Source organism: Halobacillus sp. ABD4_316 (assembly GCF_056161385.1).
This window is the reverse complement of sequence record NZ_JBSWZA010000001.1, coordinates 287,650-312,222: the sequence shown is the minus strand read 5'-3', so window position 1 is coordinate 312,222 and position 24,573 is coordinate 287,650. Positions and strand designations below refer to the sequence as shown.

At 47.8% G+C, this 24,573-nt stretch carries 27 protein-coding genes; 5 read left to right on the top strand and 22 right to left on the bottom strand.

The genetic code is table 11. From position 1 onward, the window contains the following. Positions 1-8: 8 nt before the first annotated feature. The 10 genes from ACXAJH_RS01780 to ACXAJH_RS01735 all read right to left on the bottom strand — a co-directional run bounded on the left by ACXAJH_RS01780 (position 9) and on the right by ACXAJH_RS01735 (position 12,154). Complete coding sequence (locus tag ACXAJH_RS01780) at positions 9-1,367, bottom strand: UDP-N-acetylmuramoyl-tripeptide--D-alanyl-D-alanine ligase (protein WP_474992945.1); 1,359 nt, start codon at positions 1,365-1,367, stop codon at positions 9-11. Beyond that, positions 1,367-2,842, bottom strand: a complete 1,476-nt coding sequence (locus ACXAJH_RS01775; RefSeq protein WP_474992944.1) for a UDP-N-acetylmuramoyl-L-alanyl-D-glutamate--2,6-diaminopimelate ligase — start codon at positions 2,840-2,842, stop codon at positions 1,367-1,369. The genes ACXAJH_RS01780 and ACXAJH_RS01775 overlap by 1 nt, the downstream gene beginning before the upstream one ends. Before the next feature lie 45 nt (positions 2,843-2,887). After that, positions 2,888-4,810 carry a stage V sporulation protein D gene (locus ACXAJH_RS01770; protein WP_474992943.1) on the bottom strand — a complete coding sequence of 641 codons (1,923 nt, stop codon included), beginning with the start codon at positions 4,808-4,810 and terminating at the stop codon, positions 2,888-2,890. Between the two features lie 87 nt (positions 4,811-4,897). After that, positions 4,898-7,045 carry a penicillin-binding protein gene (locus ACXAJH_RS01765; protein WP_474971512.1) on the bottom strand — a complete coding sequence of 716 codons (2,148 nt, stop codon included), beginning with the start codon at positions 7,043-7,045 and terminating at the stop codon, positions 4,898-4,900. Positions 7,046-7,061: 16 nt separating this feature from the next. Continuing rightward, positions 7,062-7,430 (bottom strand): cell division protein FtsL, encoded by a 369-nt coding sequence (ftsL, locus tag ACXAJH_RS01760; RefSeq protein WP_027954107.1) that lies wholly within the window; start codon positions 7,428-7,430, stop codon positions 7,062-7,064. Then, complete coding sequence (gene rsmH, locus ACXAJH_RS01755; protein WP_474992941.1) at positions 7,427-8,407, bottom strand: 16S rRNA (cytosine(1402)-N(4))-methyltransferase RsmH; 981 nt, start codon at positions 8,405-8,407, stop codon at positions 7,427-7,429. The genes ftsL and rsmH overlap by 4 nt, the downstream gene beginning before the upstream one ends. Positions 8,408-8,444: 37 nt before the next feature. Then, positions 8,445-8,876, bottom strand: coding sequence for a division/cell wall cluster transcriptional repressor MraZ (gene mraZ / locus ACXAJH_RS01750; protein ID WP_027954105.1), 432 nt, complete (start codon positions 8,874-8,876; stop codon positions 8,445-8,447). A 161-nt stretch (positions 8,877-9,037) separates the two neighbouring features. After that, positions 9,038-10,663 (bottom strand): bacillithiol biosynthesis cysteine-adding enzyme BshC, encoded by a 1,626-nt coding sequence (bshC, locus tag ACXAJH_RS01745; protein ID WP_474992939.1) that lies wholly within the window; start codon positions 10,661-10,663, stop codon positions 9,038-9,040. 233 nt (positions 10,664-10,896) lie between these two features. Continuing rightward, entirely contained in the window at positions 10,897-11,280 is a 384-nt protein-coding gene (locus tag ACXAJH_RS01740) for a DUF3397 domain-containing protein (RefSeq protein ID WP_474968417.1), read from the bottom strand. Further along, positions 11,273-12,154: a 2-dehydropantoate 2-reductase gene (locus ACXAJH_RS01735; protein ID WP_474992937.1), complete on the bottom strand. Its 882-nt coding sequence runs from the start codon at positions 12,152-12,154 to the stop codon at positions 11,273-11,275. Before ACXAJH_RS01735 ends, ACXAJH_RS01740 begins: the two co-directional genes overlap by 8 nt. Before the next feature lie 161 nt (positions 12,155-12,315). On the opposite strand from ACXAJH_RS01735, the gene ACXAJH_RS01730 reads away from it, so the two are divergent. Continuing rightward, positions 12,316-12,792 carry an N-acetyltransferase gene (locus ACXAJH_RS01730; protein ID WP_474970383.1) on the top strand — a complete coding sequence of 159 codons (477 nt, stop codon included), beginning with the start codon at positions 12,316-12,318 and terminating at the stop codon, positions 12,790-12,792. Between the two features lie 97 nt (positions 12,793-12,889). On the opposite strand, the gene ACXAJH_RS01725 is transcribed toward ACXAJH_RS01730, so the two are convergent. From ACXAJH_RS01725 to ACXAJH_RS01710, 4 genes are all read right to left on the bottom strand, one after another. Continuing rightward, on the bottom strand, positions 12,890-13,372 hold the full coding sequence (locus tag ACXAJH_RS01725) for an RsfA family transcriptional regulator (protein WP_027954101.1): 483 nt from the start codon (positions 13,370-13,372) through the stop codon (positions 12,890-12,892). Between the two features lie 66 nt (positions 13,373-13,438). Then, positions 13,439-14,197, bottom strand: a complete 759-nt coding sequence (locus ACXAJH_RS01720) for an enoyl-CoA hydratase/isomerase family protein (RefSeq protein ID WP_474992935.1) — start codon at positions 14,195-14,197, stop codon at positions 13,439-13,441. Positions 14,198-14,302: 105 nt separating this feature from the next. After that, positions 14,303-14,476, bottom strand: coding sequence for a 50S ribosomal protein L32 (rpmF, locus tag ACXAJH_RS01715; RefSeq protein WP_027954099.1), 174 nt, complete (start codon positions 14,474-14,476; stop codon positions 14,303-14,305). 47 nt (positions 14,477-14,523) lie between these two features. After that, entirely contained in the window at positions 14,524-15,045 is a 522-nt protein-coding gene (locus ACXAJH_RS01710; RefSeq protein WP_027954098.1) for a YceD family protein, read from the bottom strand. Positions 15,046-15,248: 203 nt separating this feature from the next. Here ACXAJH_RS01710 and ACXAJH_RS01705 point away from each other — a divergent pair, with 203 nt between their 5' ends. Next, positions 15,249-16,472 carry a nucleotidyltransferase gene (locus ACXAJH_RS01705; protein WP_474992933.1) on the top strand — a complete coding sequence of 408 codons (1,224 nt, stop codon included), beginning with the start codon at positions 15,249-15,251 and terminating at the stop codon, positions 16,470-16,472. A gap of 41 nt (positions 16,473-16,513) precedes the next feature. On the opposite strand, the gene ACXAJH_RS01700 is transcribed toward ACXAJH_RS01705, so the two are convergent. Next, positions 16,514-17,542, bottom strand: a complete 1,029-nt coding sequence (locus ACXAJH_RS01700) for a SepM family pheromone-processing serine protease (protein ID WP_474992931.1) — start codon at positions 17,540-17,542, stop codon at positions 16,514-16,516. Then, the gene (locus ACXAJH_RS01695) at positions 17,529-18,335 is read right to left on the bottom strand and encodes a patatin-like phospholipase family protein (RefSeq protein WP_474968412.1); all 807 of its coding nucleotides are present in this window, start codon (positions 18,333-18,335) and stop codon (positions 17,529-17,531) included. The genes ACXAJH_RS01700 and ACXAJH_RS01695 overlap by 14 nt, the downstream gene beginning before the upstream one ends. 170 nt (positions 18,336-18,505) lie before the next feature. Between ACXAJH_RS01695 and ylbJ the strand changes: the two genes are divergently transcribed. Continuing rightward, positions 18,506-19,675: a sporulation integral membrane protein YlbJ gene (ylbJ, locus tag ACXAJH_RS01690; RefSeq protein WP_474968411.1), complete on the top strand. Its 1,170-nt coding sequence runs from the start codon at positions 18,506-18,508 to the stop codon at positions 19,673-19,675. A 62-nt stretch (positions 19,676-19,737) separates the two neighbouring features. On the opposite strand, the gene coaD is transcribed toward ylbJ, so the two are convergent. From coaD to ACXAJH_RS01675, 3 genes are all read right to left on the bottom strand, one after another. After that, positions 19,738-20,214: a pantetheine-phosphate adenylyltransferase gene (coaD, locus tag ACXAJH_RS01685; RefSeq protein ID WP_474968410.1), complete on the bottom strand. Its 477-nt coding sequence runs from the start codon at positions 20,212-20,214 to the stop codon at positions 19,738-19,740. Between the two features lie 12 nt (positions 20,215-20,226). Continuing rightward, positions 20,227-20,799, bottom strand: a complete 573-nt coding sequence (rsmD, locus tag ACXAJH_RS01680; RefSeq protein WP_474968409.1) for a 16S rRNA (guanine(966)-N(2))-methyltransferase RsmD — start codon at positions 20,797-20,799, stop codon at positions 20,227-20,229. Between the two features lie 256 nt (positions 20,800-21,055). Further along, positions 21,056-22,423 (bottom strand): hypothetical protein, encoded by a 1,368-nt coding sequence (locus tag ACXAJH_RS01675; RefSeq protein ID WP_474992929.1) that lies wholly within the window; start codon positions 22,421-22,423, stop codon positions 21,056-21,058. Positions 22,424-22,523: 100 nt separating this feature from the next. On the opposite strand from ACXAJH_RS01675, the gene ACXAJH_RS01670 reads away from it, so the two are divergent. Next, positions 22,524-22,913, top strand: coding sequence for a DUF7147 family protein (locus tag ACXAJH_RS01670; protein ID WP_474968407.1), 390 nt, complete (start codon positions 22,524-22,526; stop codon positions 22,911-22,913). A gap of 34 nt (positions 22,914-22,947) precedes the next feature. On the opposite strand, the gene ACXAJH_RS01665 is transcribed toward ACXAJH_RS01670, so the two are convergent. Continuing rightward, positions 22,948-23,226, bottom strand: a complete 279-nt coding sequence (locus ACXAJH_RS01665; RefSeq protein WP_027954088.1) for a YlbG family protein — start codon at positions 23,224-23,226, stop codon at positions 22,948-22,950. Between the two features lie 104 nt (positions 23,227-23,330). On the opposite strand from ACXAJH_RS01665, the gene ACXAJH_RS01660 reads away from it, so the two are divergent. Beyond that, entirely contained in the window at positions 23,331-23,660 is a 330-nt protein-coding gene (locus tag ACXAJH_RS01660) for a hypothetical protein (protein ID WP_474968406.1), read from the top strand. Here ACXAJH_RS01660 and ACXAJH_RS01655 read toward each other — a convergent pair whose 3' ends face one another. Both ACXAJH_RS01655 and ylbD read right to left on the bottom strand, forming a co-directional pair. Next, a complete protein-coding gene (locus ACXAJH_RS01655) occupies positions 23,661-24,104 on the bottom strand; it encodes a YlbF/YmcA family competence regulator (RefSeq protein ID WP_474971519.1) in 444 nt (147 codons plus the stop codon). Between the two features lie 79 nt (positions 24,105-24,183). Next, entirely contained in the window at positions 24,184-24,552 is a 369-nt protein-coding gene (ylbD, locus tag ACXAJH_RS01650; RefSeq protein WP_474968404.1) for a spore coat protein YlbD, read from the bottom strand. Positions 24,553-24,573: the final 21 nt, after the last annotated feature.

Sequence of the window (24,573 nt, the reverse complement as noted above, 5' to 3'; positions counted from 1 at the left end):
CCTGTCGATCACTCCACAAGGTCTGGCAGCATGTCTTCCAATTTCATTCCACGTGATGCTTTCATGAGTACGACGGTATCCGCTGTTAATAACGGGCGGATATGATGACCTGCTTGTTGCTTTTCTTTGAAATGTTTGACTTCCATGTCCGGATAACGGGAGGAAGCAGCCTCTGAAATTTTCTCAGAATGGACGCCGATTGTAAAGACAGCGTCAATCTTTTCATCTACCGCTTCGGCTACACCGGCGTGCAGCTCCTCTGATTTCTCTCCGAGCTCATACATATCCCCTAATATTAACACCTTTTTTCTTTTGGATGTCAACTGTCGGACGACTTCAATCATTGCCTTCATTGATGTCGGGGAGGCGTTATAGGCATCATTTATAATGAGGGATCCTTTATGGCCCTGATGCTTTTCAAAACGCATGCCAGACATCTGCATCTGCTGAAACCCTTGCTGGATCTCCTCTTTTGTCAATCCAAGGCGTTTGGCAAGGGCGATGACAAACGAAGCATTTTTCACATTGTGGCGGCCTGTCATTGGCAGTTCATACGCTTCTTCCATCAGCTGGAATGAAGAAGCATCGTCCGTCATAGCTGTAATTTCAGCTTTATAGTCAGACGACGGCCCGAAACCGCAGCCGATTGTACCTGCTCTTGTTTTCACATGATCAAGCAGCGGCTCATCGGCGTCGATAATCAGGCAGCCACCCTCCGCCAGTCCATCTGTAATTTCAAGCTTGGCGGCGGCAATCGCTTCTCTGGTACCTAAATTTTCGATATGGGACTCGCCGATGTTTGTAATGATCGCATGGTCCGGCCGTGCGATGTGGGACAATACGGAAATCTCACCCGCTCTGTCCATGCCCATCTCCAATACGACGGCTTCAGTGTCCGGCTGCATAGCCAGGACCGTCAAAGGAAGACCGATATGATTGTTAAAGTTTCCCGCTGTTTTATGGGTGTTGAATTTCGCTCCGAGCACAGCGGCAGTCATATCCTTTGTTGTCGTCTTTCCATTGGAGCCTGTGACGCCTATGACAATCGGATCAACTTTTTCTAAGTACCAGGAGGCGAGATCCTGGAGCGCCTTGGTCGTATCCGTTACATAAAAGATCGGAAAATCGGTAGGGATCAAAGCGGGAAGCGGCTGGTCTTCCTGCCACAAGGCAGCCACCGCTCCTTGTTTAATGGCTTCACCGGCAAAGGTATGGGCATCAAAGCTCTCCCCTACGATGGGGACGAACAAACTCTGCGGAGCCGCCTTTCTTGTATCGGTCATGATGGAGGAGACAGCGATTTTATCTTTGCCGGCTCCTTTAAAGGTTGGAAATAGATGTGTAAGCTCCTGAACGTCAAAAATCATTATGAATGCTCCTTCATTTCTCTTATTATCTCTCTTACCGTTTCACTATCATCAAAGGGATGACGGACCCCTTTAATCTCCTGATACGTCTCATGGCCTTTTCCTGCTATGAGAATCATATCCCCGTCACAAGCAGAACAAACGGCCTTTTCGAGCGCCTCCCTGCGGTCTTCGACAATTTGGTAATTCCCATGCAGATCTGCGGTGATATCCGCAAAAATCTGACCGGGGTCTTCCGAGCGGGGGTTATCTGTTGTGAAAATCACGTGATCTGCATGCTGGACACTGATTTCCCCCATCACGGACCGCTTGCTTCTGTCCCTGTCCCCGCCGCATCCGACTACGAGGATGATCTTCCCTGTAGTGACAGCTGCTGCCGTTTTCAGCACATTCTCAAGAGAATCAGGGGTATGAGCATAATCGACGACCACTCCAAAAGGCTGCCCTTCCCGAATCGATTCAAAACGCCCCTTCACCCCTTTGGTATGAAGAAAAGACTGCTGAATCGTCTCAAGTGGCGCGCCGGACAGGATCGCAGCAGCAGCTGCAGCCAGCATATTATAAATGCTGAATTCCCCCATCAAAGGGCTTTCAATCTCAATCGTTCCAATCGGGGTCTCCATTTGAAAAAAAGTCCCTTTTTCCGTCAGGCGGCAGTCCCGGGCTTGAACATCAGCCCTGCCCTTTACGCCATAGGTCAGCAGTCCCTGCGAAGTAGAACGGATAAACTTCGGAGCTGCAGGGGAGTCAATATTTATAACGGCAAAACGCTCCCGTTGTTTATTATACCCATTCCCTAATTGTGCGAACAATAGGGACTTCGCACGAAGATAATCATCAAAATGATCATGATAATCCAGATGGTCCCTCGTCAGGTTTGTAAATACCGCCACATCGAAATCACATCCGTACACCCGCCCCTGATCGAGCGCATGAGATGACACTTCCATCACCGCGTGCTCCACACCGGCTGTTTTCATATCGCTGAAATATTGATGGAGGGTTAAGGTATCAGGCGTCGTATTTTTCACAGGCCGCCGCTTTCCGGCAATATCCACTTCAATCGTTCCAATTAACCCTGTCTTCTTCTCCATCCTCTGGAATATATCATAAAGCAGATAGCTGATGCTCGTCTTGCCATTGGTTCCTGTAATTCCTGTCACATGGAGACCTTCTGAAGGGTTGCGATAAAAAGCGGCGGCTGTCATAGCAGCCGCCCTGGTTGTATCATTAACAAGAATAACTGGAACATTCAAAGGCAGCGGCTCTTCAGCTACCACAGCTGCCGCCCCCCGCTTGACGGCGTCAGCCGCAAAGCGGTGACCATCCATGTTCACCCCACGCATGCAGATAAACATGTCTCCAGGTGAGGTTGCGCGTGAATCCATACTGAGACCGGTAATACTGACGTGCTTCAACGACTGTGAACTTTGGTAAAAAGGGACAAAGCGGAGTACCTTTTCTAATTTCAACACTGTCACCCTCCCCCGTTTACAGATTTAATGAATGACGAAAAAACATCAATCCCCAAGAAAAACACGGACGGTAGACCCTGTAGGAACCTTTACTCCTGCTTCTGGTGCCTGAGTAACGACCTTCGTCCCCTCACCGCTGACCTCTACCTCTAAATTCATCAGCATCCGGCTCAAATCTTCCTTGTCCATCCCTGTAATTTCCGGCACTTCCACGAGCGGCTCTTCCGGCCAGACGTATTCTTTTTCCAAACCATCCTTGCGTGGTTCCACCCCCATGGCCCGCAGACTATCCCCCATGATGTTTCCAACAATCGGTGCTGCTACGACGCCGCCGAACTGAACGGTGTTTTTTGGGTTGTCAATGGCAAGATAAACAACGAGCTCCGGATCATCCGCAGGGGCAAAACCGATAAAGGAAACGATGTGGTTATTCTCCATATACTTCCCGTCCGGTCCGACTTTCTGCGCTGTACCTGTTTTCCCACCGACACGGTACCCTTCTACATAGGCGCCCCGGCCGGTCCCCTGTGCGACAACACTTTCCAGCGCATGACGGATCTGGGCAGAGGTTTCTTCTGATATGACTTGTTCTTTCATCACCGGCTCATTTTCTTCCAGCACTTCTCCTGATATTGGATCAAGCCAGGCCTCCTGGATGTATGGCTCATAATAATAGCCTCCATTCACAGCGGCGGCTACAGCCATGACCTGCTGGATCGGTGTGACAGATACTCCCTGTCCAAAAGCAGTGGTCGCCTGTTCGACAGGGCCCACATTCTCCCGTTTGAATAAAATACCACTGCCTTCTCCTTCCAGGTCAATCCCTGTCTTCGAGCCGAAGCCGAATAAGTCGATATAGTCGAACAGCTTTTCTTTGCCAAGGCGTTCTCCAAGTTCCACAAAACCAGGGTTACAGGAGTTCTGGACCACTTCTAAAAACGTCTGATCTCCATGCCCCCCGCTTTTCCAGCAGTGCAGGGTCGCCCCGTCCACTTTTACAGCACCGGAATCATGGAAGTGTTCCTCTTCAAGATCCACAAGTCCCTCTTCAAGTGCTGCAGCCAGGGTTATAATCTTAAAGGTCGATCCCGGCTCATATGTACTCCACACAGGAAGGTTGCGGTTGTACACCTCGGGTTCCACTTTTTGATAATCCGCCGGATCAAAGTTCGGCCTGGACGCCATCCCTACCACTTTGCCCGTATCCGGATCGACAGCAAGCGCTACCGCTCCGTCAGGGTTATATTTGGCCTGGGCGATATCCAGTTCCCGTTCGATAATGGACTGCACTTGATAGTCCACTGTAAGCTTGAGGTCTTTCCCGTCAATAGGAGGCTCATACACATCCGCCATATCCGGCATCCGTTTTCCCTTGGCATCAGAGAAAAAGGATAAGGCTCCTTTTTCGCCTTTCAACTCGTCATCATAATACGCTTCAAGTCCCAGAAGACCCTGGTTATCGATGCCACTGAAACCCAGCACATGGGATAAAAAAGAGCCGTGCGGGTAGTACCGCTCTGAATCCTCAGCAATATAGACACCCGGCATATTCAACGATTGAATCGCCGCCGCCTGCTCCTCTGAAATCTTCCGTCCCTCCGGGTGAATTTTTTCGATGGAGATCAGCTTCGTTACGTGTGTGTAGGCTTTCTCCACACTCATATCCAAAATCTTCGAAAGGTTCTTCGCTGTCTGTTCGGGTTCTTTAATCTGCCTCGGTACAACCATGACTGTCGGCGCTGACTGATTTCCTACCAGCACCTCTCCATTCGTATCAAGAATCTTCCCCCGCTCGGGCTCGAAGGTAATATCCCTGCTCCAGGACTCTTCAGCCTTCGCAATGAGAAAGTCGCTCAAGAAGAACTGCACATACCCGAGCCTTCCGGCAATGACCATGAAAATAAACATGCCCACAAAAAAGACAGTGACTAATCGTTTCTTTACGATTACCTGTGATACTCGTCTCATCTCCATAACTCCTTTAACAAGTCGTAGAGTCAGCTTGTATCACTATATGCAATCGAAAAACGATTAGAACACTGCCTGGACAAGGGGTTACGGCTGTTCCGGCACAGCCAGTTCAACGACTAAATAACCATCATCTTTGATTTCAGAACCAGCAGCAATGCTTTGTGTTTCTACATAACCACTGCCCATAATTTCCATTTTCAAGTTGAAATGCTTTGCCAGACGCTGGACATCGCGGAGCGAATATCCTGTCAAATCCGGCATCTTCGGCTCATCGGTTACAATAAACACCCGCTGGTTTTCCACGACCTGCTCTCCTGATGAGGGGAGAACAGCTTCAACGGTGTTTCCGTCACCAATCACTTCCACATGAGGGAAAGAAGCTTGAAGCGTGTCCTCAGCTTCCTGAACGGACTTTCCAGATACGTCTGGAATCGTGACAGGTTCCAAAGACTCTTCTGCATCTTTATCAGGCTGAATGTTCAAATAATGCAGGCTGTTTTCCATCACGGTCCGAACGATATAGGAAACAGGCTCAGATCCGAGCTCTGTCACCTCAAGTTCCGGCTGCTGGACAGCTACATACATCAACAGCTCGGGATCTTCTGCAGGAGCCATTCCCAGGAAGGAAAAGACATAATTGTTCCGGCCGGTCAGATACCCTTCCCCGGGCTTACTGATCTGGGCGGTTCCTGTCTTGCCTGCAAGGGAATAATCGTCCAGCTTAAAGGATTGGCCCGTTCCATCTTCTGAGGTAATCACCGTGCCCATCAATTCACGCATCTGCTCGGCTGTCGAAGCAGAAACCGGCTCACCAATCTTCTCCGGCTTCCCTTCCTCGATCACCTCTCCTGTGTCACTGGAAGTAATTTTGGAAAGCATGTATGGACGCATCATTTCTCCATCGTTGGCAATGGCTGTAGCCCCCGTCATGAGCTGGATCGGCGTAAATGTAGAGCCTTGGCCGAAGGAGGTCGTAATCTGCTCAATGGGACGCTCATACACAAATTTCCCAGTCGTTTCATTCGGCAGATCAATCCCCGTCTTCTGATCGAGGTTGAAATCGGATAGATATTCCCTCAGCTTCGTCGGTCCCAGCACCTCATAGGCAAGCTTCGAGGAAGCCACGTTGGAAGATCTGCGGAAACCTTCGTCATATGAAATATCATCCCACCCCTGTCCATTGTTATGATCGCCAATGGATGGGGAGCTTTCCGTCACTTTATAGGTTCCGGATTCAAAGAGTTCATTCCCGTTATAGACGCCCTCTTCCATGGCACTTGCCCATGTAAAGATCTTCATCGTGGAACCGGGTTCAAACGGATAGGAAATCAAGTCGTTGTACCAGTTATCCACGTCACCGATATCATTCGGATTGTAGCTTGGGCGGTTACTCATGGCAAGAACCTCTCCTGTTTCAGGGTCCATCACAGCAGCCATGATTTTCTCTGGATTGTACTGTTCATCCACCTGGGACATCGCGTCCTCGAGGAATGTCTGGATTTTTTGGTCGATCGTTAAATACACATCGCTGCCATCCTCTGGTTCGGTCATAATTTCATTCGGATTCAGCAGCTTCGTCCCGTATTTATCCCGTTCATAACTGATTTTCCCTTTTTCCTCCTGAAGGTAATCCTCCATCTGCTTCTCGATGCCGGTCACACCGGAAATGCTGCCTTCCTGGGTGCGGGCAAAACCGATTAAGTGGGAGGCAAACACACCGTTCGGGTAATAACGTTTGGATTCTTCCTTAAAGGAGATGCCATTCAGTTCAAGGTCTTTGATCTCTTCCATTTCCTCTTGAGTGAGAGAACTGGAATTCGTCCCGAACTCTACCTGAAAACGGCCGTCTTCCTGAGCGGATCTCAGCTTGTCCGCAATCTCACTCGCTTCCATCCCTAATAAAGGCGCAAGCCCCGAAGCGGTTTCGTCGATATCGTCGACATGCTGGGGCTCAGGAAGGTTTTTGGAATAGGAGGGATCTACAACAGCATAAAGCCTGTAGGTCGGGCGGTCATAAGCAAGGACCATTCCGTTCTTATCGTAGATTTTCCCCCGGGCGGCATCGATTTCATAGGAGCTTGTACGGATGTCCTCTGCATACTCGGACAAATCCACCCCTTCGATGGTGGCGGCGGTTTCTATATAGAGGAAGCGCCCCACGATGACGAGGAAGAACAAGGAAAACACGGCGATTAATATTAAGGAACTAAGGTTTTTTTTATTGTTCATCATAGATGATCACCAGCGTTTATTCTTGACTGATTTTGCCGGCCTGTTTCACCTGGGCATTCTGAATGTTCAACCCGTTCTCCTTGGCTATCGTCAGGATTCGGTCCGGGTTGCTTAATTCCTTCACCTGGTAGGCCAGATTTTCATTCTGGGATTCCTGTTTGGATATGTCCTGCTCCAAACTGCGGATATCACGGTTGATGGCATCCGTTTCTGCTGAGGTATGGATTAAAAAAACAGAAGCTGCCAGTACTACAGAGGTGGTTATGGAATACAAAAATTTTTCGCCGGTACTTAACCATTTCTTTTTATGTACCTTTACCTTGACCTGTTTCTGTCTGTCAGGCTGCTGTAAAGGCTGCTGTTTTCTAATCTTTTCAGCACTCATGTTTGTTTCCACCCTTCATTAAATTCGAATTCTTTATTCCAAGGTTTGACTTTCTCGGCAATCCTCAATTTCGCTGAACGGGAACGGCGGTTTTCCTCCAATTCGCGCTCTTCCGCTACTATAGGCTTTCGACTGACTAAACGGAAAGGTGGCTGTTTATCCTCTGGAATCATTGGAATATTTTTTGGAAGTGGTGGGTTCGAGCTCCATTTTTTGAAGGCCTGCTTACATAACCGGTCCTCAAGGGAATGGAACGTGATGACGGCTACCCGGCCGCCGACGCTGACCATTTCAGCTGCCTGCTGAAGGCTGTCCTGAAAAGCACCCAGCTCATCATTAACAGCAATCCGCACAGCCTGGAATATCCGTTTGGCCGGATGTCCACCTTTTCTTCTTGCCGGTGCAGGTATTCCTTCCTTCACTAATTCAACCAGCTGGCCTGTCGTTTCAATCGGGCCGGTTTCCCTCGCAGCTTCAATTTTACGGGCGATCTGCTTTGAAAACTTTTCTTCCCCGTATTTAAAGAAAATGCGCACAAGATCTTCATACGCCCATTCATTGATGACATGCCAGGCGCTTAAGTCACTATTCTGGTTCATGCGCATATCCAGTGGAGCATCCTGATGGTAGCTGAAGCCGCGTTCTTCGACATCCAGCTGAGGACTGCTCACTCCCAGATCGTAAATAATTCCGTCAACTTCTGAAAGACCGAGTTCAAGAAGCTCTTCCTTTAACTGGCGGAAATTGGCACGGACAAACGTAATGTGCTCCTCATAAGGTTTCAGACGCTCTTCTGCTGCCTGCAGGGCTGTTTCATCCTGATCGAAACAAATGAGTCTTCCCTTTCCTGTCAAGGTAGAGGCGATGACTTCCGAATGCCCTCCGCCACCAAGGGTGCAGTCGACATAGATGCCTTCCGGGTCCACATTCAAAGATTCAATGGTTTCATTTTTTAGTACACTGTAATGTTCAAACATAAATTTCACTCGTTTCTAGTCTGTCAAATGTCAAATATCAAATATCAAAATCCAGCATGTTTTCAGCAATTTCAGAGAAGGATTCTTCTGATGCATCAAAGTAACTTTCCCACTCATCGTGACTCCAAAACTCGATACGGTTGGAAACGCCGATGACCACACATTCTTTTTCCAGGGAAGCGTACTTACGCAGAGGGGCGGGGATATTGATACGTCCCTGCTTGTCCACTTCGCACTCTACAGCTCCCGAAAAGAAAAAACGGGTGAAAGCACGGGCATCTTTTTTAGTAAGGGGAAGTTTTTTGAGTTTCTCTTCCAGCAGTCTCCACTCGTTCATAGGATAGGCAAATAAGCATTGATCTAATCCTCTCGTCAGGACAAAACAATCGCCCAGGCCGGGACGGAATTTCGAAGGGATGATGATTCTCCCTTTCGTATCAATGTTGTGTTGAAATTCTCCCATGAACATAGAGGTCCCCCACCTTCTATTTTCACCTTACCACATCGCCCCACTTTTCTCCACTTACTTTTTTATGATTCTCCCCCCACAAAAAAAATCCTGCCTGTGAAGGCAGGATTTTCAAAGGAATCACACGTTTTTGTACAGGTGGGAGAAGGTGGGGACACGTCCTACAAGTAAACGACATAATGGTCGTGTTCAAAGCTCAGATGGTGTCTGTTCATCTCCTGGAACAAAGACAAGCCGTATCCATTCACCCATGGGAGAATGTTCCACATGCGTTCCTGGAGACCACCAGCCGGATGCAGGGTGATATCGATATCATCAAACTGGTCGAGCTCTCTGCGATACGTATCCTCCAGCGAGTGGAGCATCCGCTTTTCAAGGAAAGCCACCGTCTCCTGTAGATAGGCAAGGTTTTTATCGGCAAGCTGGCCGAGGTCTCCCCCAAGTTCTGCGGCTTTTTCACGGAGAGGAGCATGGATCCGGGCTATTTCATCCTTCACCTGCTCACTCAGCCGCTTCACCGGCGGTGTGCTCACAGCACTGATCCAGTTCATCTTCTTCTCCGCCGCGCCATTCTTCACCACATCTTCAACTGAAAGCTGGAAGTGACGAAGACTACGATCCGTTTTCCTGTCTACCAGCGTAAAGGATAACCGCGGCAGGACAGGCGGCATACAGAGACCAGCGGCATCGAATGCCGGCTTCAGCGCTGACCAGTAATTGATTTCACCAGGACCGCCGATGAAAGCCAGGACCGGGAACAAGGATTCCTGCATCAATGGTCGTGTGACTACATTGTTACTCAGTTTTTCCGGCGATTCCTCAGCAATATGAAGAAGTTCTTCTTTAGACAAAACCACTTCGTTATTTTTCCCTCTGAATCTTCCCTCCTCGTCACGGACGAGAAGAATACGATCGCCGCGATCATGGTAAAAGAGGTGGGCATCCTGCATTTCACTGTCCAGCAGCGTTTCATAGCCTTCCTGACGGTTTTTCTGAAGAACAGAAAAAACACCTCCGGCCATTTCCCTGTTTTGATGAATCATGGTTGTGAAATAGGGAGTCTCCAGTCTCCTCACCTCTGGGTCATGGGCATCGATCAATACAAGACCCTCATGCGGGAACAACTGATAGATTAACCGGGCGAAAAAATCGGTATAGCTGTCGGACTGGTGCAGATGATCCTGTACCAGCTGGTAGAAGTGGTTCGTGTTCTCGGTTTCCGGCAGCATACGGAACACATCTTCAAGCCACGCATCCGCTTCTGTCTGGTCCATCTGCAGTTCGGAAACGGAGGATTTCACTTCAGGTTCATGCCCGATCGTTTTCTTCTCCATCCGTCCTTCCTGCTTCATCATGATGTGATTGATTTCATCAAAGTCATGATCCTCCCCGGCAATCCAGAAAACGGGAATGACCGGCCGGCCCAGTTCCTTTTCTTTCTGTCCGGCCAGCTGCAGGACTGAAATGATTTTATGAACCGAATACAAAGGGCCCGTAAGCAGACCCGCCTGCTGACCCGCTATAACAACAACACTCTCTTCATCTTTCAGCCGTTCTATATTTTCCAGCGTTTCTCTAGGGACCTCCCACTTTTCGTTCATTGTCTTCAATACTCCTGAGAGGGCTTCTCTCTGGTACGTCTTGGTTTTCAAATCCTCCAGGCGTTCGGCCCAGACATTTTCGTCGTAAGGAGAATAGGAAAAACGGTCGGCAATTTTTTCATAGCTATATTTATAATCACGAAACAGCGTCTGTTTCGGCTCCATGTTCATAGAATCAATACGCATATTAAGGCTCCTTTGTAGGCAGAATTACACTTTACAGTATGTATCCTATTGTATTGTACAAAAAACCAGCCAAGAGTTCACCTTATCTGTTTATAAGATGAACATTTCTTATTTCCCCTGTCCTCATTCCCTGTAGGTGAAAAGTAAAGAGTCATAAAAAAACTGCTCCTGATAGAGAGCAGTCTGCTGCTTTAGTATTCCCGGTCCTGTGCAGGACTACACGTGCGGAGGATTCAGCTGAAAAACAACCGGAAGATCAATCCGAAGGTCGACAGTCCGATGTAAAACAGGCCGAACAAAAGGAAACTCACTCTCCAAAAACCACGGACAGCCCGGAACAGCCGGACCTCTTCCTTTAATTTGTACTGGGTAATGATGGACAGCCCCAGCAGAAGGAGAAGAAAGATTAGAATGAAAGGAAAAAAACTGCGGTCAAACAGAACAATCAGCAGAACATGGACAGCCAGAACAAACACAGGAGCCGTGAAGCCGGCCGTCCGGTGGATGGCTTTCCACTTATGCTTACTCCATTTCCTTGCGAAGAAATAAAAGACAACCAGGAATGGAAGAGGAAGGGTAAGGACAGCACCGATACTATAGGCAAGCCAGTCACTCATCAACGATCACCCCCTTTTCATATTCCATGGCGTGCACCGCTTCCAGGATAAACTGATGAACAGGAAGATCTTCACGGGAACGGTCGAGAATAAATCCGGAAATGGCTTCTATTTCTGTTCGACGTCCTTCTTGGAGATCCTTCCACATTGATGACTGGTTTCCACCGGTCTGTTCCGCAATAGAAAGCACCCGGTCCCACTGGTGCTGGACATCCAGACCAAGCGTACGGCAGGCTTCCTCACAAAGCCGGTACCCGAGTGAACGGATATAAGGATTATCTTTGACCGCACGGTTCTTCTGCTTGAATAACGCAGTCAGTGGATTGATTACTGCGTTGACCACCAGCTTTTCTGAGAGCATTTCCACCGCGTCAGCATGGACAAGAAAAGGAAAATCCTCTTGATGGAGAGAGTCTGCCAGCTCTTCCATATCAGGAAGTGAACCTGTGAATGGAGCCGCTTTTATGCGCCCTTTCCCTGTATGGGCCACTTCATTGGAGGAAACTTTGAGCGCTCCATGTTCCACCACGGCAGCAAACGTATCCAGATTGAGGCTTTGAAGCTGGTCCAGGTGGCTCATACCATTCTGGAGAAAAAGATACTTGCCGTTTTCCGGAAGAGGCAGAGATAGAACCCCTTTAAGATCATACTGCTTCACACTGACAAGCCAGACGTCCATGTCCCGGGGCATCCGCGGATATACATGAGCTTCTACAAAAACAGCTGAAGACAGTGCATCGCACCAGATACCTTCGCGGCAGAGGATATCTTTTTGTTCCTCGTTTCTTACCACCATATGTACATCATGTGTCCTTCCGAGATAAGCTCCGGCTAATAACCCGACAGCACCCCCGCCGATAACCCCTATTCTCATCCCCTCTCCCCCGTTCATCCTTATCTAAGTTCTCATTGTAGCAGAAACTTTTTCACAATTGCAGTCGATTCCTGTCCCGTTGGTAATTATTCATTTCTTTCTGAATATTTTTATATTATAATGAGTGTATATATAGATAATTGAAAGGGGTTTCTTTCATGATGACAAAAACAAAAGTAGAACCTTTATTAGTCAATTACAAAACACTGGAAGAATTCAAGCGCTTTAAAGAATACGGCAATCAGGAACTTGCAATGCTCGAAGATCTGGAAAGCAACATTGTGGAAAACGACAGCGAATCACCTTTTTACGGCATTTACTATGGAAGCGCTTTAGTTGCGCGGATGAGCCTGTACAGAGTCAGAGCGAAATACGATCACTATTTTGATCCCGCTCAGGATTACCTTGAACTGTGGAAGCTGGAAGTTCTTCCTGATTACAGGGGTCAGGGCTTCGGCCGGTCATTGGTAGAATTCGCTAAGAGTTTTGAGCTCCCAATAAAAACCAACCCAAGAATCAATTCCCACGGATTTTGGGAAAAGACGGGCTTCCAAAAAGCTCAGTATGATATGGAAAGAGATTTAGGAGAAAATCCGCTCATCTGGATGCCTTCCGGCGTGGAGGAAAGAGAATACTGATGAAGGAGAATGAGGCCGCTACACTCTACTGTAGGGGCCTTTTTTTGAGGATAGATGGGATAACAGATAATAAAACCAATCTCACAGGCCGTATGAATCACACACCACTTTCACTTGTTCGCTGCTTCTTGACCCAGTGGACGAGCTTATCCATTTCATTCCAGGCAGCTTCCCACTGTTTAAGCTCCTGCCTTAACTTTTCATTGTCTTCATTCAGCTGTTTCAGTTGATCTTCGAGACTCGCCTTTCCTTCTTCCTCATGCTGTCTTGATTTCATTTCTTTCAAAAATGAGATCGCCGCATCCAGAGACATGGGGGTTTCTTCCGCAGTGGCCGGGGGGGTGTAGAGAGTGCGAGTGGCTTTACGGCTGTTTTTCGCCTCTTGAATTTCCTTATGGTACTGCTTTCTCACTGTGGCATTCCAGCGAAAGCCACAGGCTGCCGGAGTACGGTGCAGATGAGCCGCGACCTCCTGGAAAGCTTCCAGCTGCGTTTTCCCTTCCCGGATGTACTTTAAGACCGTTGTCGCGAGCAGAAGGTCCTCATCATCTTTCCACGCGTCCTGCCTAGGGGCATCCATAAACATCCCTCCTCTATCGTTTGCTTATAGTTATGCAGGAGGGATGATTGATAGAATCGTAACCTTTCATCTTTTTCTTGTCTGCAAGAATTTTTTTACGGCTCTTTTATGCTCCACAGATTCCCAGAGTCTGGAACACTGCAGCACTTCAGCCTCCATACGGTCCAGAAGATTCCCTGTATCCATGTGCTTCAAATACTGCCCTTTCAAAATCCTCATCTGTCTGGGCGTTTTGTTCATAAACCCCTGGAACATGCGGTCTTCCACTTCTTTTTCCCTCCACACTTTATGAAGCCATCCGATTCGGAGGGCCTCTTCTGCTGTGTACATCTCTGCGTCCATTAACCAGTGGGCGGCCCGTGTTGGGTGGATCCTTTCATAAAGCAGCTCCCCACCCCCGAAACCAGGCACAAGTCCGAGATTGCCCTGGACGAATCCAAAGGACGCCGTTTCCGACCCATAACGAAAATCACAGGCCGTCGCCAGCTCACAACCGCCCCCTCTTGCCTGTCCGTTCAAAAGAGCTGCGACCGGGGTGGGAAACGTCAGGAGATCGTAGACAACCTCTTTGATCCGATTCAGCTTTTCATATGCCTCCCCCATCGATAAATGACCGTGGAACTCCGTCAAATCCCCACCAGCACAGAACGATTTGTTTCCAGCTCCTGTAAGAACGACAAAACTTACATCCTCTTTTTCCCTCAGTTCTTCCAGCTGCCATTTCAGTTCTGAAGCCATTTCTGAAGATAGGGCGTTCAGTTTTTCCGGTCTGTTCAGGATCACTTCAGCCATTCCTCCCCGGCGTTTGACGATAACGTGGCTCATGCATACCTCTCCCTTCCCTTTCTTCCTTCAATGTACCAGATCATAACACCGAATCCTATACGGCCATAAAAAAAAGCCTGACCGAAGTCAGGCTTTCCTGGTGAATTAGTTGTTCACCACTTGTTTTCCATTATATTGTCCACAAGATTTGCAAACATGGTGTGGTTTTGAGAACTCGCCGCAGTTATCACATTTCACCATTCCTGGTGCGTGAAGTTTCTTGTGCGTACGGCGTTGGTTCTTGACTTTCTTAGACGTTCTGCGCTTAGGTACTGCCATGTTGTACACCTCCTTTAAGTAAGAATCTGAGAACCATGAAGATAGTCTTATTCGTTCTCTTTGTCATTCAATAATGATTGCAGTTTAGCCATTCGAGGATCCACTTTCTTTTCCTCTGGTTCCTCTGTAACCACCTGCCAGCCTTTCCCTTCATCAGGGGCTGCTTCATGAGCCTCATCATCTTCGGAAAATACGCGTGTCGGAATCTCCAGTTGTACATTTTCCTTGATATAAGGCGTTAAGTCAAGCACTTCTCCATTCACGGGATGAACTTCAGAGTCATCTTCTTCTGTATGGTAAGGTGACAGATTGAATGCCTCCAGAGCATCAATGTGAAATGGGTAAGTCACATCTACTAACGTCCGGGCACAAGGCAACACCATTTCTCCATCAATCGAAAAAGTTACCGTTATATCATTTCCTCGTGTGATTGCTTGACCTTTGACATGAACAGGGGAAATCCTGCGAATGTCATTGTTCATCTGTTCTAATTCGCGAATATCTACATGTTCCTCAAAGTAAAACGGATCATCACCCGTCTGTTTGAGTTTTTGTAGAGGAAATTTCATAGTTATCACCTCATGGCAACAAGAGTTATTGTAAAAGGATTTCGCTGATTTGTCAATATTTTTTCTTTACAGCATTTCCTTTCAGCTGTGTTGTTTAATAAAGATAACATATTTACAGGGAAACAAGCGAATTTTCCCCTATTCCATGATAAAATAAACCAAACACATGTTCAACAGCGGAAATCAGCTAAAGGAGGCTTTTTATGAGATCATGCGGGGTTGTTGTCGAGTACAACCCGTTTCATAACGGGCATTACTATCATTTGGAGCAATCCAGGGAGCACTCCGGGGCGGATGTGATGATCGCCATTATGAGCGGTCATTTTCTGCAGCGCGGAGAACCAGCCATAATGGATAAATGGCACCGGGCGGAAACAGCCTTGAAAAACGGGGCGGACCTTGTTCTTGAACTGCCGTTCCTTTATGCCGTCCAGCACAGCGACTATTTCAGCCAGGGAGCTGTTCAGACACTCGCAGAAGCCGGGGTCGACGCGATATGTTTCGGAAGTGAAAGCGGGGATATCGGTGCCTTCATGGACGCATACAGCCATATGAATGACCACCAGGATGAATTTAACGCATCCTTGAGAAGTCACCTGAACGAAGGACATTCTTTCCCTGAATCCTCCCGCCTGGCCTATGAGTCCATCCAGTTCCCTTCAGGAGCGGTCGATCTTTCCCAGCCCAATAACATCCTGGGCTACAGCTATGTCAAACAGATCCTGTCCCACGCTCCTTCTGTCACTCCATTAACCATTCACAGGAAGAACAGCCATTATCATGATGAAAACATCACCGGTCCGATTGCAAGCGCTACAAGCATCCGGAGGCAGATGCTTAAGGCCGGAACTTTGACCAAGGAAACGGAAGAGACCCTGCCGTCGTCCGTCCCGTCCCTTCTGGATGATTATAAACAGATGTACGGCTGCTGGCATGAGTGGGAAGCTTATTTCCACCTGCTCCAATATAAGATCCTGACGATGGATGAAGACACACTCCGCTGTTTCCACGGCGTAGATGAGGGGCTTGAATACCGCTTAAAACGAGCGATGAAAAAAGCAGTCACCTTCGAGGACTTCATGAACCGTGTCAAAACGAAACGCTATACGTGGACGAGACTTCAGCGGACAATGACCCATGTGCTCGTCGGTACAGACAAAGAGGACGCACGAAGGGGCTTAAGAGAGACGCCCCCTCCCTATGCCCGCATCCTTGGTATGAACGAGTCCGGAAGAAAATATTTGAAATGGGCGAAAAAAGAAACACGCATTCCGTTCATCACCCAGCCACAGGCGATGCAGCATCCGCTTCTTGACCTTGAAGCACGTGCGGCCGCTGCCTATTACAGCCTCTTCCCAGCCGCTGTGCGGGTAAACCGGCTGAATAGAGAATTTGAGGCGCCTGTCATTCTGCCATCCCACCCTTAAAAAAAGCCGTGCCCCTTCCAGGGCACGGCTTTTTATGACAGTCAGATTTGATCAGCATTCCGTTTTTCTAAATATTCCAGAGCATCCTGGAAAGTGTCGACAGGGACGATTTCCATTTCTGTATCGATTTCTTCTGCTGCCGCTTTGGCGGTTTCATAGTTCGATCCTTCTCTTCCTTCTTCATTAGGGGCAAAGAAAACATCGGCTCCATGTTCTGAGGCTGCCACGACTTTCTTATCAATGCCTCCGATGCGTCCGACGATTCCTTCGTAATTGATTTCCCCTGTTCCAGCGATCTCAAGTCCTTGAGTAATATCCTGTTCTGTCAATTGATCATAGATTTCAAGCGAGAACATCAATCCAGCGCTCGGCCCGCCGATTTCCCCGCTTTTCACATTTACTTCAGGATCTACTTTGACCGTCCTGTCGGTTACAAGCGAAATCCCTACTCCTACTTTTTCCGGCGTATCAGGAAAAGGAGCCAGTTCGATGTCACGCTCCAAGGTTTTTTCTTCACGGATGAGCGTCAAGGTAACCTTTGATCCAGCTTCTTTACCATTCACATAGTCAATCAGGTCACTCGTCTCCTGAATGTCATTGCCATCCACTTTTGTAATTTGATCTCCGGTCTCCAGTACTTCCTCCGCCGGCATCCCTTCAATTACACTCATCACGAAAACACCTTCGTAATTGATTTCAATATCCCTGTCTGCCGCCTGGTAAGCGACCACTTTAGATGCCTCTTGAGAGGATTCCATCATCTGCAGCTGTGCATGGTAATACTCTTCTTCACTTACCCCTTCCGGACGGATGTCTTCGATCGGGTAAATTTGATGAAATGGCTGAAACTGGGCAAGCAGCCAGAGAACCGGCGTCGCTTGTCCACCCCGGACCGTTACGAGGTGCATGTCCCCTTCACTCGGGTAGCCTCCCGCCACTTCTACAATGTCGTCCAGTGCATCCGCAGTCCCTGGTTTGTATATGTAATAAGGCAGACGCCATGAGGTTAACAGGACCGTCACTAAAATAACGATAATCCCTGTAATAACCAGTTTTCTATTCGCTCTCATAATCATTTAACTCCTTCCACGCCGCAAGCTTTCTCTTGATTTCCTCTATCCGATCCTCCGCCGCCTTTTCACCTGCCTTCACGATTTCCTCAAGGTTCGTAAACGCTCGTGAACTGTAGGCCGCTACATCAGGCTTGATCATCACATCTGCATCAGAGGACACCCCGATGGCGTTGACGAGTTCATCCTGCATAATATCGATACTTTGGGTGATCACATCATAAATAGAATGAATGTTGGGGTCGGAATCAAAATGGGCACAATCCACGGCAATAATGAAATCAGCACCCATCTGTTTGGCAACAGAAACAGGAACACGGTCAATCACACCACCGTCTACATACAGTCGGTTATTGATTTTCTCAGGCACAAAGATTCCCGGTATAGCGATACTTGCCCGGACAGCATCACAAGCAGGTCCTGTCGTGAATATCTTTTTTTCTCCGGCATACAGATCTGTAGCTACAATCGAAAGAGGGATTTTAAAATCCTCGATATTGTTACCAAACGTAAACAGCCGGATATATTCTTTAATCCTGCGCCCCTGTACAAAGCCCATCTTAGGCACAGTAAAATCAAGGTAATATTTACGTTTAAAGGTTAAGGCCAGTTTATACATATCATCAATGCTCTGTCCGGCAGCAAAAAAAGAGCCGACGAGAGCTCCCATACTGCTGCCTGCCACCATATCCACAGGAATATCATGATCATGAAGGACTTTAATAACACCCAGGTGAGCGAACCCACGCGCTCCCCCTGAACCAAGCGCAAGGCCGATAACAGGTCTATTCACGGATACTCCCCCTTCATCATGTGGTTTATTTTATGGAATAAACCATTCCCTTATGAGCGTACAAATGATATAGGGACAAGTGGTAACTTTGTCGAAATCTATCACCATTTTACTATTTCCACAATCATAAGTACAGGAAACTGCGGGCGGAAAGGAGGGGGGCCTTACCTGTGATAAAAACCATCACTTTCGCTGTATTTGCAGTCGGACTGGCTGCATCTTTAATTTTATTCCCTACTCCCGTTTTAACCGCGAGCTTGAGAGGCCTTGATCTTTGGTGGGAAGTCGTTTTCCCATCCCTTCTTCCTTTTTTCATCACCGCTGAGCTTTTGATCGGGTTCGGTGTCGTCCACGGCCTCGGTGCTGTCAGTGAGCGGATCATGCGTCCGCTGTTCAATGTCCCCGGCTGCGGAGGGTTTGTGTGGGTCATGGGAATGGCCAGCGGATATCCAGCAGGAGCCAGGTGGACAACTGACCTCTACAAAAACGGACAGGTCACAAGAACCGAGGCGGAAAGGCTCGTAGCTTTCACGAACGCCTCCAGCCCTCTATTTATTTTCGGGGCCGTAGCGGTCGGCTTTTTCCACGATGCAGGACTCGGAATTTTAATTGCTGCAGCCCATTACGGCGGCAACTTTATCATTGGTATCCTGATGAGGTTTTATAAAAGAAAGGACCGGACACAAAGGAGGGATCACACCTCCTCTTCTCTCAAAGAGGCCTTCTGGACGATGCACCACTCCAGATTAAGGGACGGCCGGACGCTCGGAAAACTGCTGGGGGATGCAGTGACCAAATCTGTGGATACCCTGCTGATGGTGGGCGGCTTCATCATGCTGTTTTCCGTACTGACCGAATTATTGAAGCAGACGGGGCTCATCCACCTGTTCACCCATTTCCTGGCCCTCACCGCACTCCCGGAAGGGTTTCATGTCCCTTTAACTGCAGGGATGCTTGAACTGACGACAGGGATCGGTGCTGTCACTCAGTCCCATGAATCACTCCCGGCTCAGCTGGCGGCTGTCAGTTTCATCCTCGGATTTCACGGCTTTTCTATACAAGCCCAGATTGCAAGCATTCTGGCAGAGACGGATATACGTTTCCTTCCCTACGCTCTCGCCAGGTGCGCGCACGCCGTCATTGCTGCCTGTCTGACGTACCTGATGTACGTTTTGTATCAGCCTTTTCAGACATCGACCATTCCAAGCTGGAACCCTGCCCGTTCTGATCCGTTTTCCATCCTTGCATTTTTCCAACAGTACGGACCACCGCTGACATTGAGTGCCATCCTGCTGATGATTATCATCCGCTGGCGGACCCAGGCAGTAAAAAATCATTAAATAGGAAGGCTGCCGAGCATCAGCTCGACAGCCTTTATCCGTATATTTATTATACCTTTTGATTAAAATTTTTCAGAAAGTGCTTTTTCCACGGGTGGTGGCACAAGATCACCGATGTTGGCCCGGTATTTCGCTACTTCCTTCACAATGCTTGAACTCAGGAAAGAATACTGATTATTCGTCATAACAAAAAACGTCTCAATATCATCGTTCAGTTTTCTGTTCATGGACGTAATCTGCATTTCATATTCAAAGTCACTAACCGCTCTTAATCCACGGATAATAGCCTGGGCGCCCTTTTCTTCTGCGTAATCCATTAAAAGACCATTGCATGCATCCACAGAAACGTTATCAAGATCTTTAGTCACTTCTTTTAAAAGGGCTGTTCTTTCATGCACATCAAACAGCGGGGATTTACTCTGGTTATTAAACACCGCCACAATGACGTGGTCAAATACTTTCGCTCCCCTGCGGATGATATCCAGATGTCCATATGTAACGGGATCAAAACTTCCCGGGCAGATTGCCAGCCGTGTCATACGTTTCACTCCTCATTCAAAAATAGATACACCGATATTACTGCCATAATGATCGGTTTTCACCCGTTTAAACGGACCCACCTGCTCGGGGATTTTTTCCGAAGCATCATGCTCGCAGATAATTCTCGCTCCTTCAGCAGCAAGATCATGTTCTAAAAGCGCTTCCATCAGCTCCTCATAGGAAAACTTCTTATAAGGAGGATCCAGGAAGATGTAGTCAAACTGAAGCCCGCGTTTCCCCGCTGCTTTCATGGCCCGGTACGCATCCGTACGGAAAACCTCGGTGCGGTCCTCCAGCTTCAGCAGTTCAATGTTTTCATATACGGTTTTGACCGCCTGATGCTGCTGGTCAACAAATACACAGGAACCTACACCCCGGCTGAGTGCTTCGATTCCGAGACCTCCGCTTCCAGCAAAAAGATCGAGAGCCCTGCCTCCATCAAAAAAAGGGCCGATCCCGTGGAACACAGCTTCTTTCACTTTATCTGTCGTTGGACGTGTTTTATGTGTAGGGACAGACTTCAACGGTCTTCCCTTAAAATCGCCTGCAATCACTCGCATCCAGTACACCTCACTTGTCAGCATTCCCCATAATCCTACCACAAATCCGAACAACCAGGGAAGTCCAACCCTGTGATGACGGAGCAAGAAAAAATTTCACCCATCGTGAATAAAAGAAAAGACCTCCGTCCATACTAGTTTTTGAAGCGGATGATACTGCTTCTGAAAACGGAGAAGGCTTACATCCCCATAAGCTCTTCCTCCGGTTTCTCCTCTCCCTTTACTTTTTTGTTTCATTTCGCATGATACAAAAAAGCGGGGCTGTCCTTTATGGACAGCCCTATTTTTTTTGGAAAGTAATCATGCCTTCATCCTTTACCGCCTGGATATCGAGGAGGTTCTCCAGCTCTTCCTCTTTCATGTACACAACCCCTCCCAGGGACTTGACTACTTCCTCTCCCGTGCCGAAGCCCTCTTCATTCACGATAAAGGAATCCTGATCCACGAAAAAACGAAAATGGTTATCATCTGTCTGTATTCGATACCCCTTTCCGTTTTCAAGGGTGCTCCATGAAAAACCGGACGCTTTTAAAATGGAAGCCAGTGGGTAGTACCAGGCCTGCTTGTACCGGACCGCCCTTCCCTCCAGACGGGCTCGTTGGAATTGGAGAGCCTGATCTACGGTGAAAAAGAAGGGAACATCCTTATTGACTCCTGCCCTTTGGAAGTAATGAGTCGTCCCTTGTGTTATTTCCGAAAGCGTGTCGTCAAGGAAAACCGGAACATTCTCCACCTGATCTTCAGATAGGAGCACTTCTTTCCAGGACTGGAGCTCCTGCGTCGACAAGCCTGACTTTATCTGTTCTCCAGCTTCTGTCAATGGAGGGTCAGAACGATACACGTCCTGGATAACCTGTTTGTGAAAATCAGATAATCCGTCAGCGAATGATTGAAGGTGGGCAGTGAGAATTTCTCCTTCAAGCTTCTCCACCTCCCTGTCTTTCCGTGTCACAAGAGATTCCGCAATTCTTGAATGGCTGCGGTCCAGCTCAACAATCCTCCCGATCTGCCCTTCCAGCGCCCGACGGAGGTCTGCTTTTTGTTCATAGGTAAGGGGCTCATCCTTTTCATAGATGACCGTATTATGTTCAACGTCCCATACATCCTGCTGTGTTTGATCAGCAGCGAATAAAGGAAAGGGCTCTTCCGCCACCTGGAAGCGGTAATAATGGACATGTTCCATAGCGATGCTGCTCTCCAGCTTCACAGGAGCCGTCCATATCAAAGCTTCCTTTGAGAAGTCCTTTACAGTCAAGGTGAAAGGGATATCCTGGTATTCACCATCCTTGTGAAGTTTCAAAAGCCATGACTGATCGACAAAACCCTCTTCAAAAGGCTGTTGATAGTGAACAGTCACAGGGTCCCCGCCCTCGTAGTTCAACTGCTGATGGTCCATCCAGCAGGAACGGCCGTTTTCATAAGAACAGGACAGCTCCCCGGCCTTCACCGGTAATTCAACTTTGTAAATGCCCGGCGCCAGGTTGTGAAACGTATAAGAAATGTGGAGCATGCTCCTTTTTACATGGACGCCCACCTCTCCTGACTCCTCTGGCTCTTCCCCCTTCTTCTCTAACCCGCTCCATGGGTATAATAAGACCAACATGCCGCCGATCAAAATGATGGAGGCCATCCTAACAAAGAACTTCATAGGGCAACCCACCTGCTGCTTCTAGTATATTTATCGTTCACATTTAGAAAAAAACATGCTACGTTTAGTTTAATGGATACGAGAAAGGACGTACATGCTCATGATACAAAAATTTATTGAACTCGGCGAAGGCTACGCCGATATTTATGAACTGATTGAAATGGGGGAGCGGATGCCTGATCGCATTCAGCATGCCATCGCCTTTTACTGCGAGAAAGAAGGAAGACCTTCCGCTTCCCTCGCGTTGGTCATGAACCCGACGGCAAACGGGAAATTCCAGCCGATTTACATATGTCGTGAAGGAATCCCTAATCCGCATGAGATTCCGAATCAGCGGTTTGAGCTTTTTCAAAAGATGGTGAAGCAGGCGGATAAAGAAGTTCATGAGTTTACCATCAAACCTTCCTCCCTGTTTCCGGAAACGGAATTATATTATCAGCATTTGATCGGGATTTTACGGATGAACCGGTACATTGCTCCATTAAGCTGAAAAAAGCGCCCCGGAGGGCGCTTTTTTTGTGGAATCATATTCCCATTTTATAATCATACTGCTTCGCTTTATCAGGCTTGGAATTTTCATAATCCGTGCGCACTTCCGGTTTATGCGAAGGGACAACACGGGAAACGAAAGGTAACCGCTCCAGTTTTTCCATCTTGAATTCAACATCCTCTTGATTCACATAAAGTAACGCATACTTCATCTTTTTGGAGGCGTAGATCAAGTGACCGTGTTTTTTTATCTGTCTAATATTTTTCATATGCTGAAAATATACGATAAGACCTTGCCGGTTTGTTTTGTTCATACCATCCCTCGACTCCCTGTGGAACGTTGATTTCTAACGTAAGTGTACCAAATCCTCAGAACGGGGGCAATGAAATCAGACAATTTCAGAAAGGAGTGTCCTGGATGTGGACTGACCACGAAAGAGCCGTGCAGCTGTTTGAAAAGCTGCTGAATGAATCCGATCTCCTATTAAAAGCAGAGTTCAAATCGTTTACAGGTCTTCCTTTTGTCTATGTGTATCCAAAAGAGAACACCTCACAAAAGGAGATGGAAGAACAATTAAAATGGTGTGCGGCGAAAGCGATGAAAGGAAAACGCCTGAGCCTTGCGATGAATTATGTACGCAGGACTCAGACGTTTTATGTTTACCGTGTGCGGTTTCTCGTCCCGCAGAGAAAAATGTTCTGCTGCGGCAATTTCTGTGACGACTGCATCCGTTTTACGAACCCGTAATCAGGAAGCACACCCGCAGCTTCCCCCACTGCCACAGCCGCCGCTGCAGCCTGTGTCTGTCAGGGCCATGCCGTTCTTAGGCACTTTGATCTGCTGACTCACACTGAAGGCAACACTCTCACTGATTTCATCCAGTAGTTTTTGGATATTCCGTTCTGCCCGCTTGAACCGGGCCACCGTTTCATGCATGTCCATCTCGCGTTTTACGGTGCGGACCTGCTTCATGATGGAGTTATAATCAGGGTGGTAGCGTCCAAATCGCTGCACATCCTCATAATGATCTTTCATATCTGCAAAGCTTTTAATGAGTCTCTGCGCCTCTTTATCTTGTTCAAGAGCAAATTTTGCCTCCTGATATTGCTGCATCGTTTCAGAATGTAGAACCATCTGGCCAATCGTTTCTGAACGGTCCAAAAGATCGACAATTTCCATTGTTGCTAACATACTGTATGTCCACCTCCCTCTCTATCTTATCAAATAGAAAAGCAGATGGAAATGAGAGAAACTTTCCACCTGCAAGAAATTAATAATACGGATATTCAAATTCCTGCTCATCTTTTTGGCGTGTTTTTCTTACATCCGTCATAAACTGCTGAAACTGCCCGATCGCTCCATTCAATTCCTCTATCTGCTTCGAGACCTCTTCCCAGTTCAAATCTTCCATAAGGACACCCAGTTGTTTCAGCCAATCCATCTTCTTTGTCGTATCAATTTTCTTCTCCGCCTCAGGCAGACTTTCCCAAAAAGGGTCATCCTCACCGAGGATCATAAACTTTTCATAATAGCTTTGAATAAGCTTATGATCTTTTCTCAATTGATTTTTGACGCCGGGGTGTTGATCGACAAATGCTTTGAACTGCTGGACAGATGGATGCAGTTCCCCTGTACTCATCCTCATCCCACCTCACACTTA

Coding starts and splice junctions, on each gene's coding strand:
- coaD (WP_474968410.1), bottom strand. CDS start 20,214: ATGACACGGCTGGCAATCTGCCCGGGAAGTTTTGATCCCGTTACATAT.
- rsmH (WP_474992941.1), bottom strand. CDS start 8,407: ATGTTTGAACATTACAGTGTACTAAAAAATGAAACCATTGAATCTTTG.
- ACXAJH_RS01655 (WP_474971519.1), bottom strand. CDS start 24,104: ATGTTAGCAACAATGGAAATTGTCGATCTTTTGGACCGTTCAGAAACG.
- mraZ (WP_027954105.1), bottom strand. CDS start 8,876: ATGTTCATGGGAGAATTTCAACACAACATTGATACGAAAGGGAGAATC.
- ACXAJH_RS01675 (WP_474992929.1), bottom strand. CDS start 22,423: ATGAAGTTCTTTGTTAGGATGGCCTCCATCATTTTGATCGGCGGCATG.
- ACXAJH_RS01705 (WP_474992933.1), top strand. CDS start 15,249: ATGAGATCATGCGGGGTTGTTGTCGAGTACAACCCGTTTCATAACGGG.
- ACXAJH_RS01710 (WP_027954098.1), bottom strand. CDS start 15,045: ATGAAATTTCCTCTACAAAAACTCAAACAGACGGGTGATGATCCGTTT.
- ACXAJH_RS01725 (WP_027954101.1), bottom strand. CDS start 13,372: ATGGATGCCCCTAGGCAGGACGCGTGGAAAGATGATGAGGACCTTCTG.
- ACXAJH_RS01670 (WP_474968407.1), top strand. CDS start 22,524: ATGATACAAAAATTTATTGAACTCGGCGAAGGCTACGCCGATATTTAT.
- ACXAJH_RS01660 (WP_474968406.1), top strand. CDS start 23,331: ATGTGGACTGACCACGAAAGAGCCGTGCAGCTGTTTGAAAAGCTGCTG.
- ACXAJH_RS01735 (WP_474992937.1), bottom strand. CDS start 12,154: ATGAGAATAGGGGTTATCGGCGGGGGTGCTGTCGGGTTATTAGCCGGA.
- rsmD (WP_474968409.1), bottom strand. CDS start 20,799: ATGCTGACAAGTGAGGTGTACTGGATGCGAGTGATTGCAGGCGATTTT.
- rpmF (WP_027954099.1), bottom strand. CDS start 14,476: ATGGCAGTACCTAAGCGCAGAACGTCTAAGAAAGTCAAGAACCAACGC.
- ACXAJH_RS01730 (WP_474970383.1), top strand. CDS start 12,316: ATGACAAAAACAAAAGTAGAACCTTTATTAGTCAATTACAAAACACTG.
- ACXAJH_RS01770 (WP_474992943.1), bottom strand. CDS start 4,810: ATGAGACGAGTATCACAGGTAATCGTAAAGAAACGATTAGTCACTGTC.
- ftsL (WP_027954107.1), bottom strand. CDS start 7,430: ATGAGTGCTGAAAAGATTAGAAAACAGCAGCCTTTACAGCAGCCTGAC.
- ACXAJH_RS01780 (WP_474992945.1), bottom strand. CDS start 1,367: ATGATTTTTGACGTTCAGGAGCTTACACATCTATTTCCAACCTTTAAA.
- ACXAJH_RS01765 (WP_474971512.1), bottom strand. CDS start 7,045: ATGATGAACAATAAAAAAAACCTTAGTTCCTTAATATTAATCGCCGTG.
- ACXAJH_RS01700 (WP_474992931.1), bottom strand. CDS start 17,542: ATGAGAGCGAATAGAAAACTGGTTATTACAGGGATTATCGTTATTTTA.
- bshC (WP_474992939.1), bottom strand. CDS start 10,663: ATGCGTATTGATTCTATGAACATGGAGCCGAAACAGACGCTGTTTCGT.
- ylbD (WP_474968404.1), bottom strand. CDS start 24,552: ATGAGTACAGGGGAACTGCATCCATCTGTCCAGCAGTTCAAAGCATTT.
- ACXAJH_RS01740 (WP_474968417.1), bottom strand. CDS start 11,280: ATGAGTGACTGGCTTGCCTATAGTATCGGTGCTGTCCTTACCCTTCCT.
- ACXAJH_RS01720 (WP_474992935.1), bottom strand. CDS start 14,197: ATGAGCCACGTTATCGTCAAACGCCGGGGAGGAATGGCTGAAGTGATC.
- ACXAJH_RS01665 (WP_027954088.1), bottom strand. CDS start 23,226: ATGAACAAAACAAACCGGCAAGGTCTTATCGTATATTTTCAGCATATG.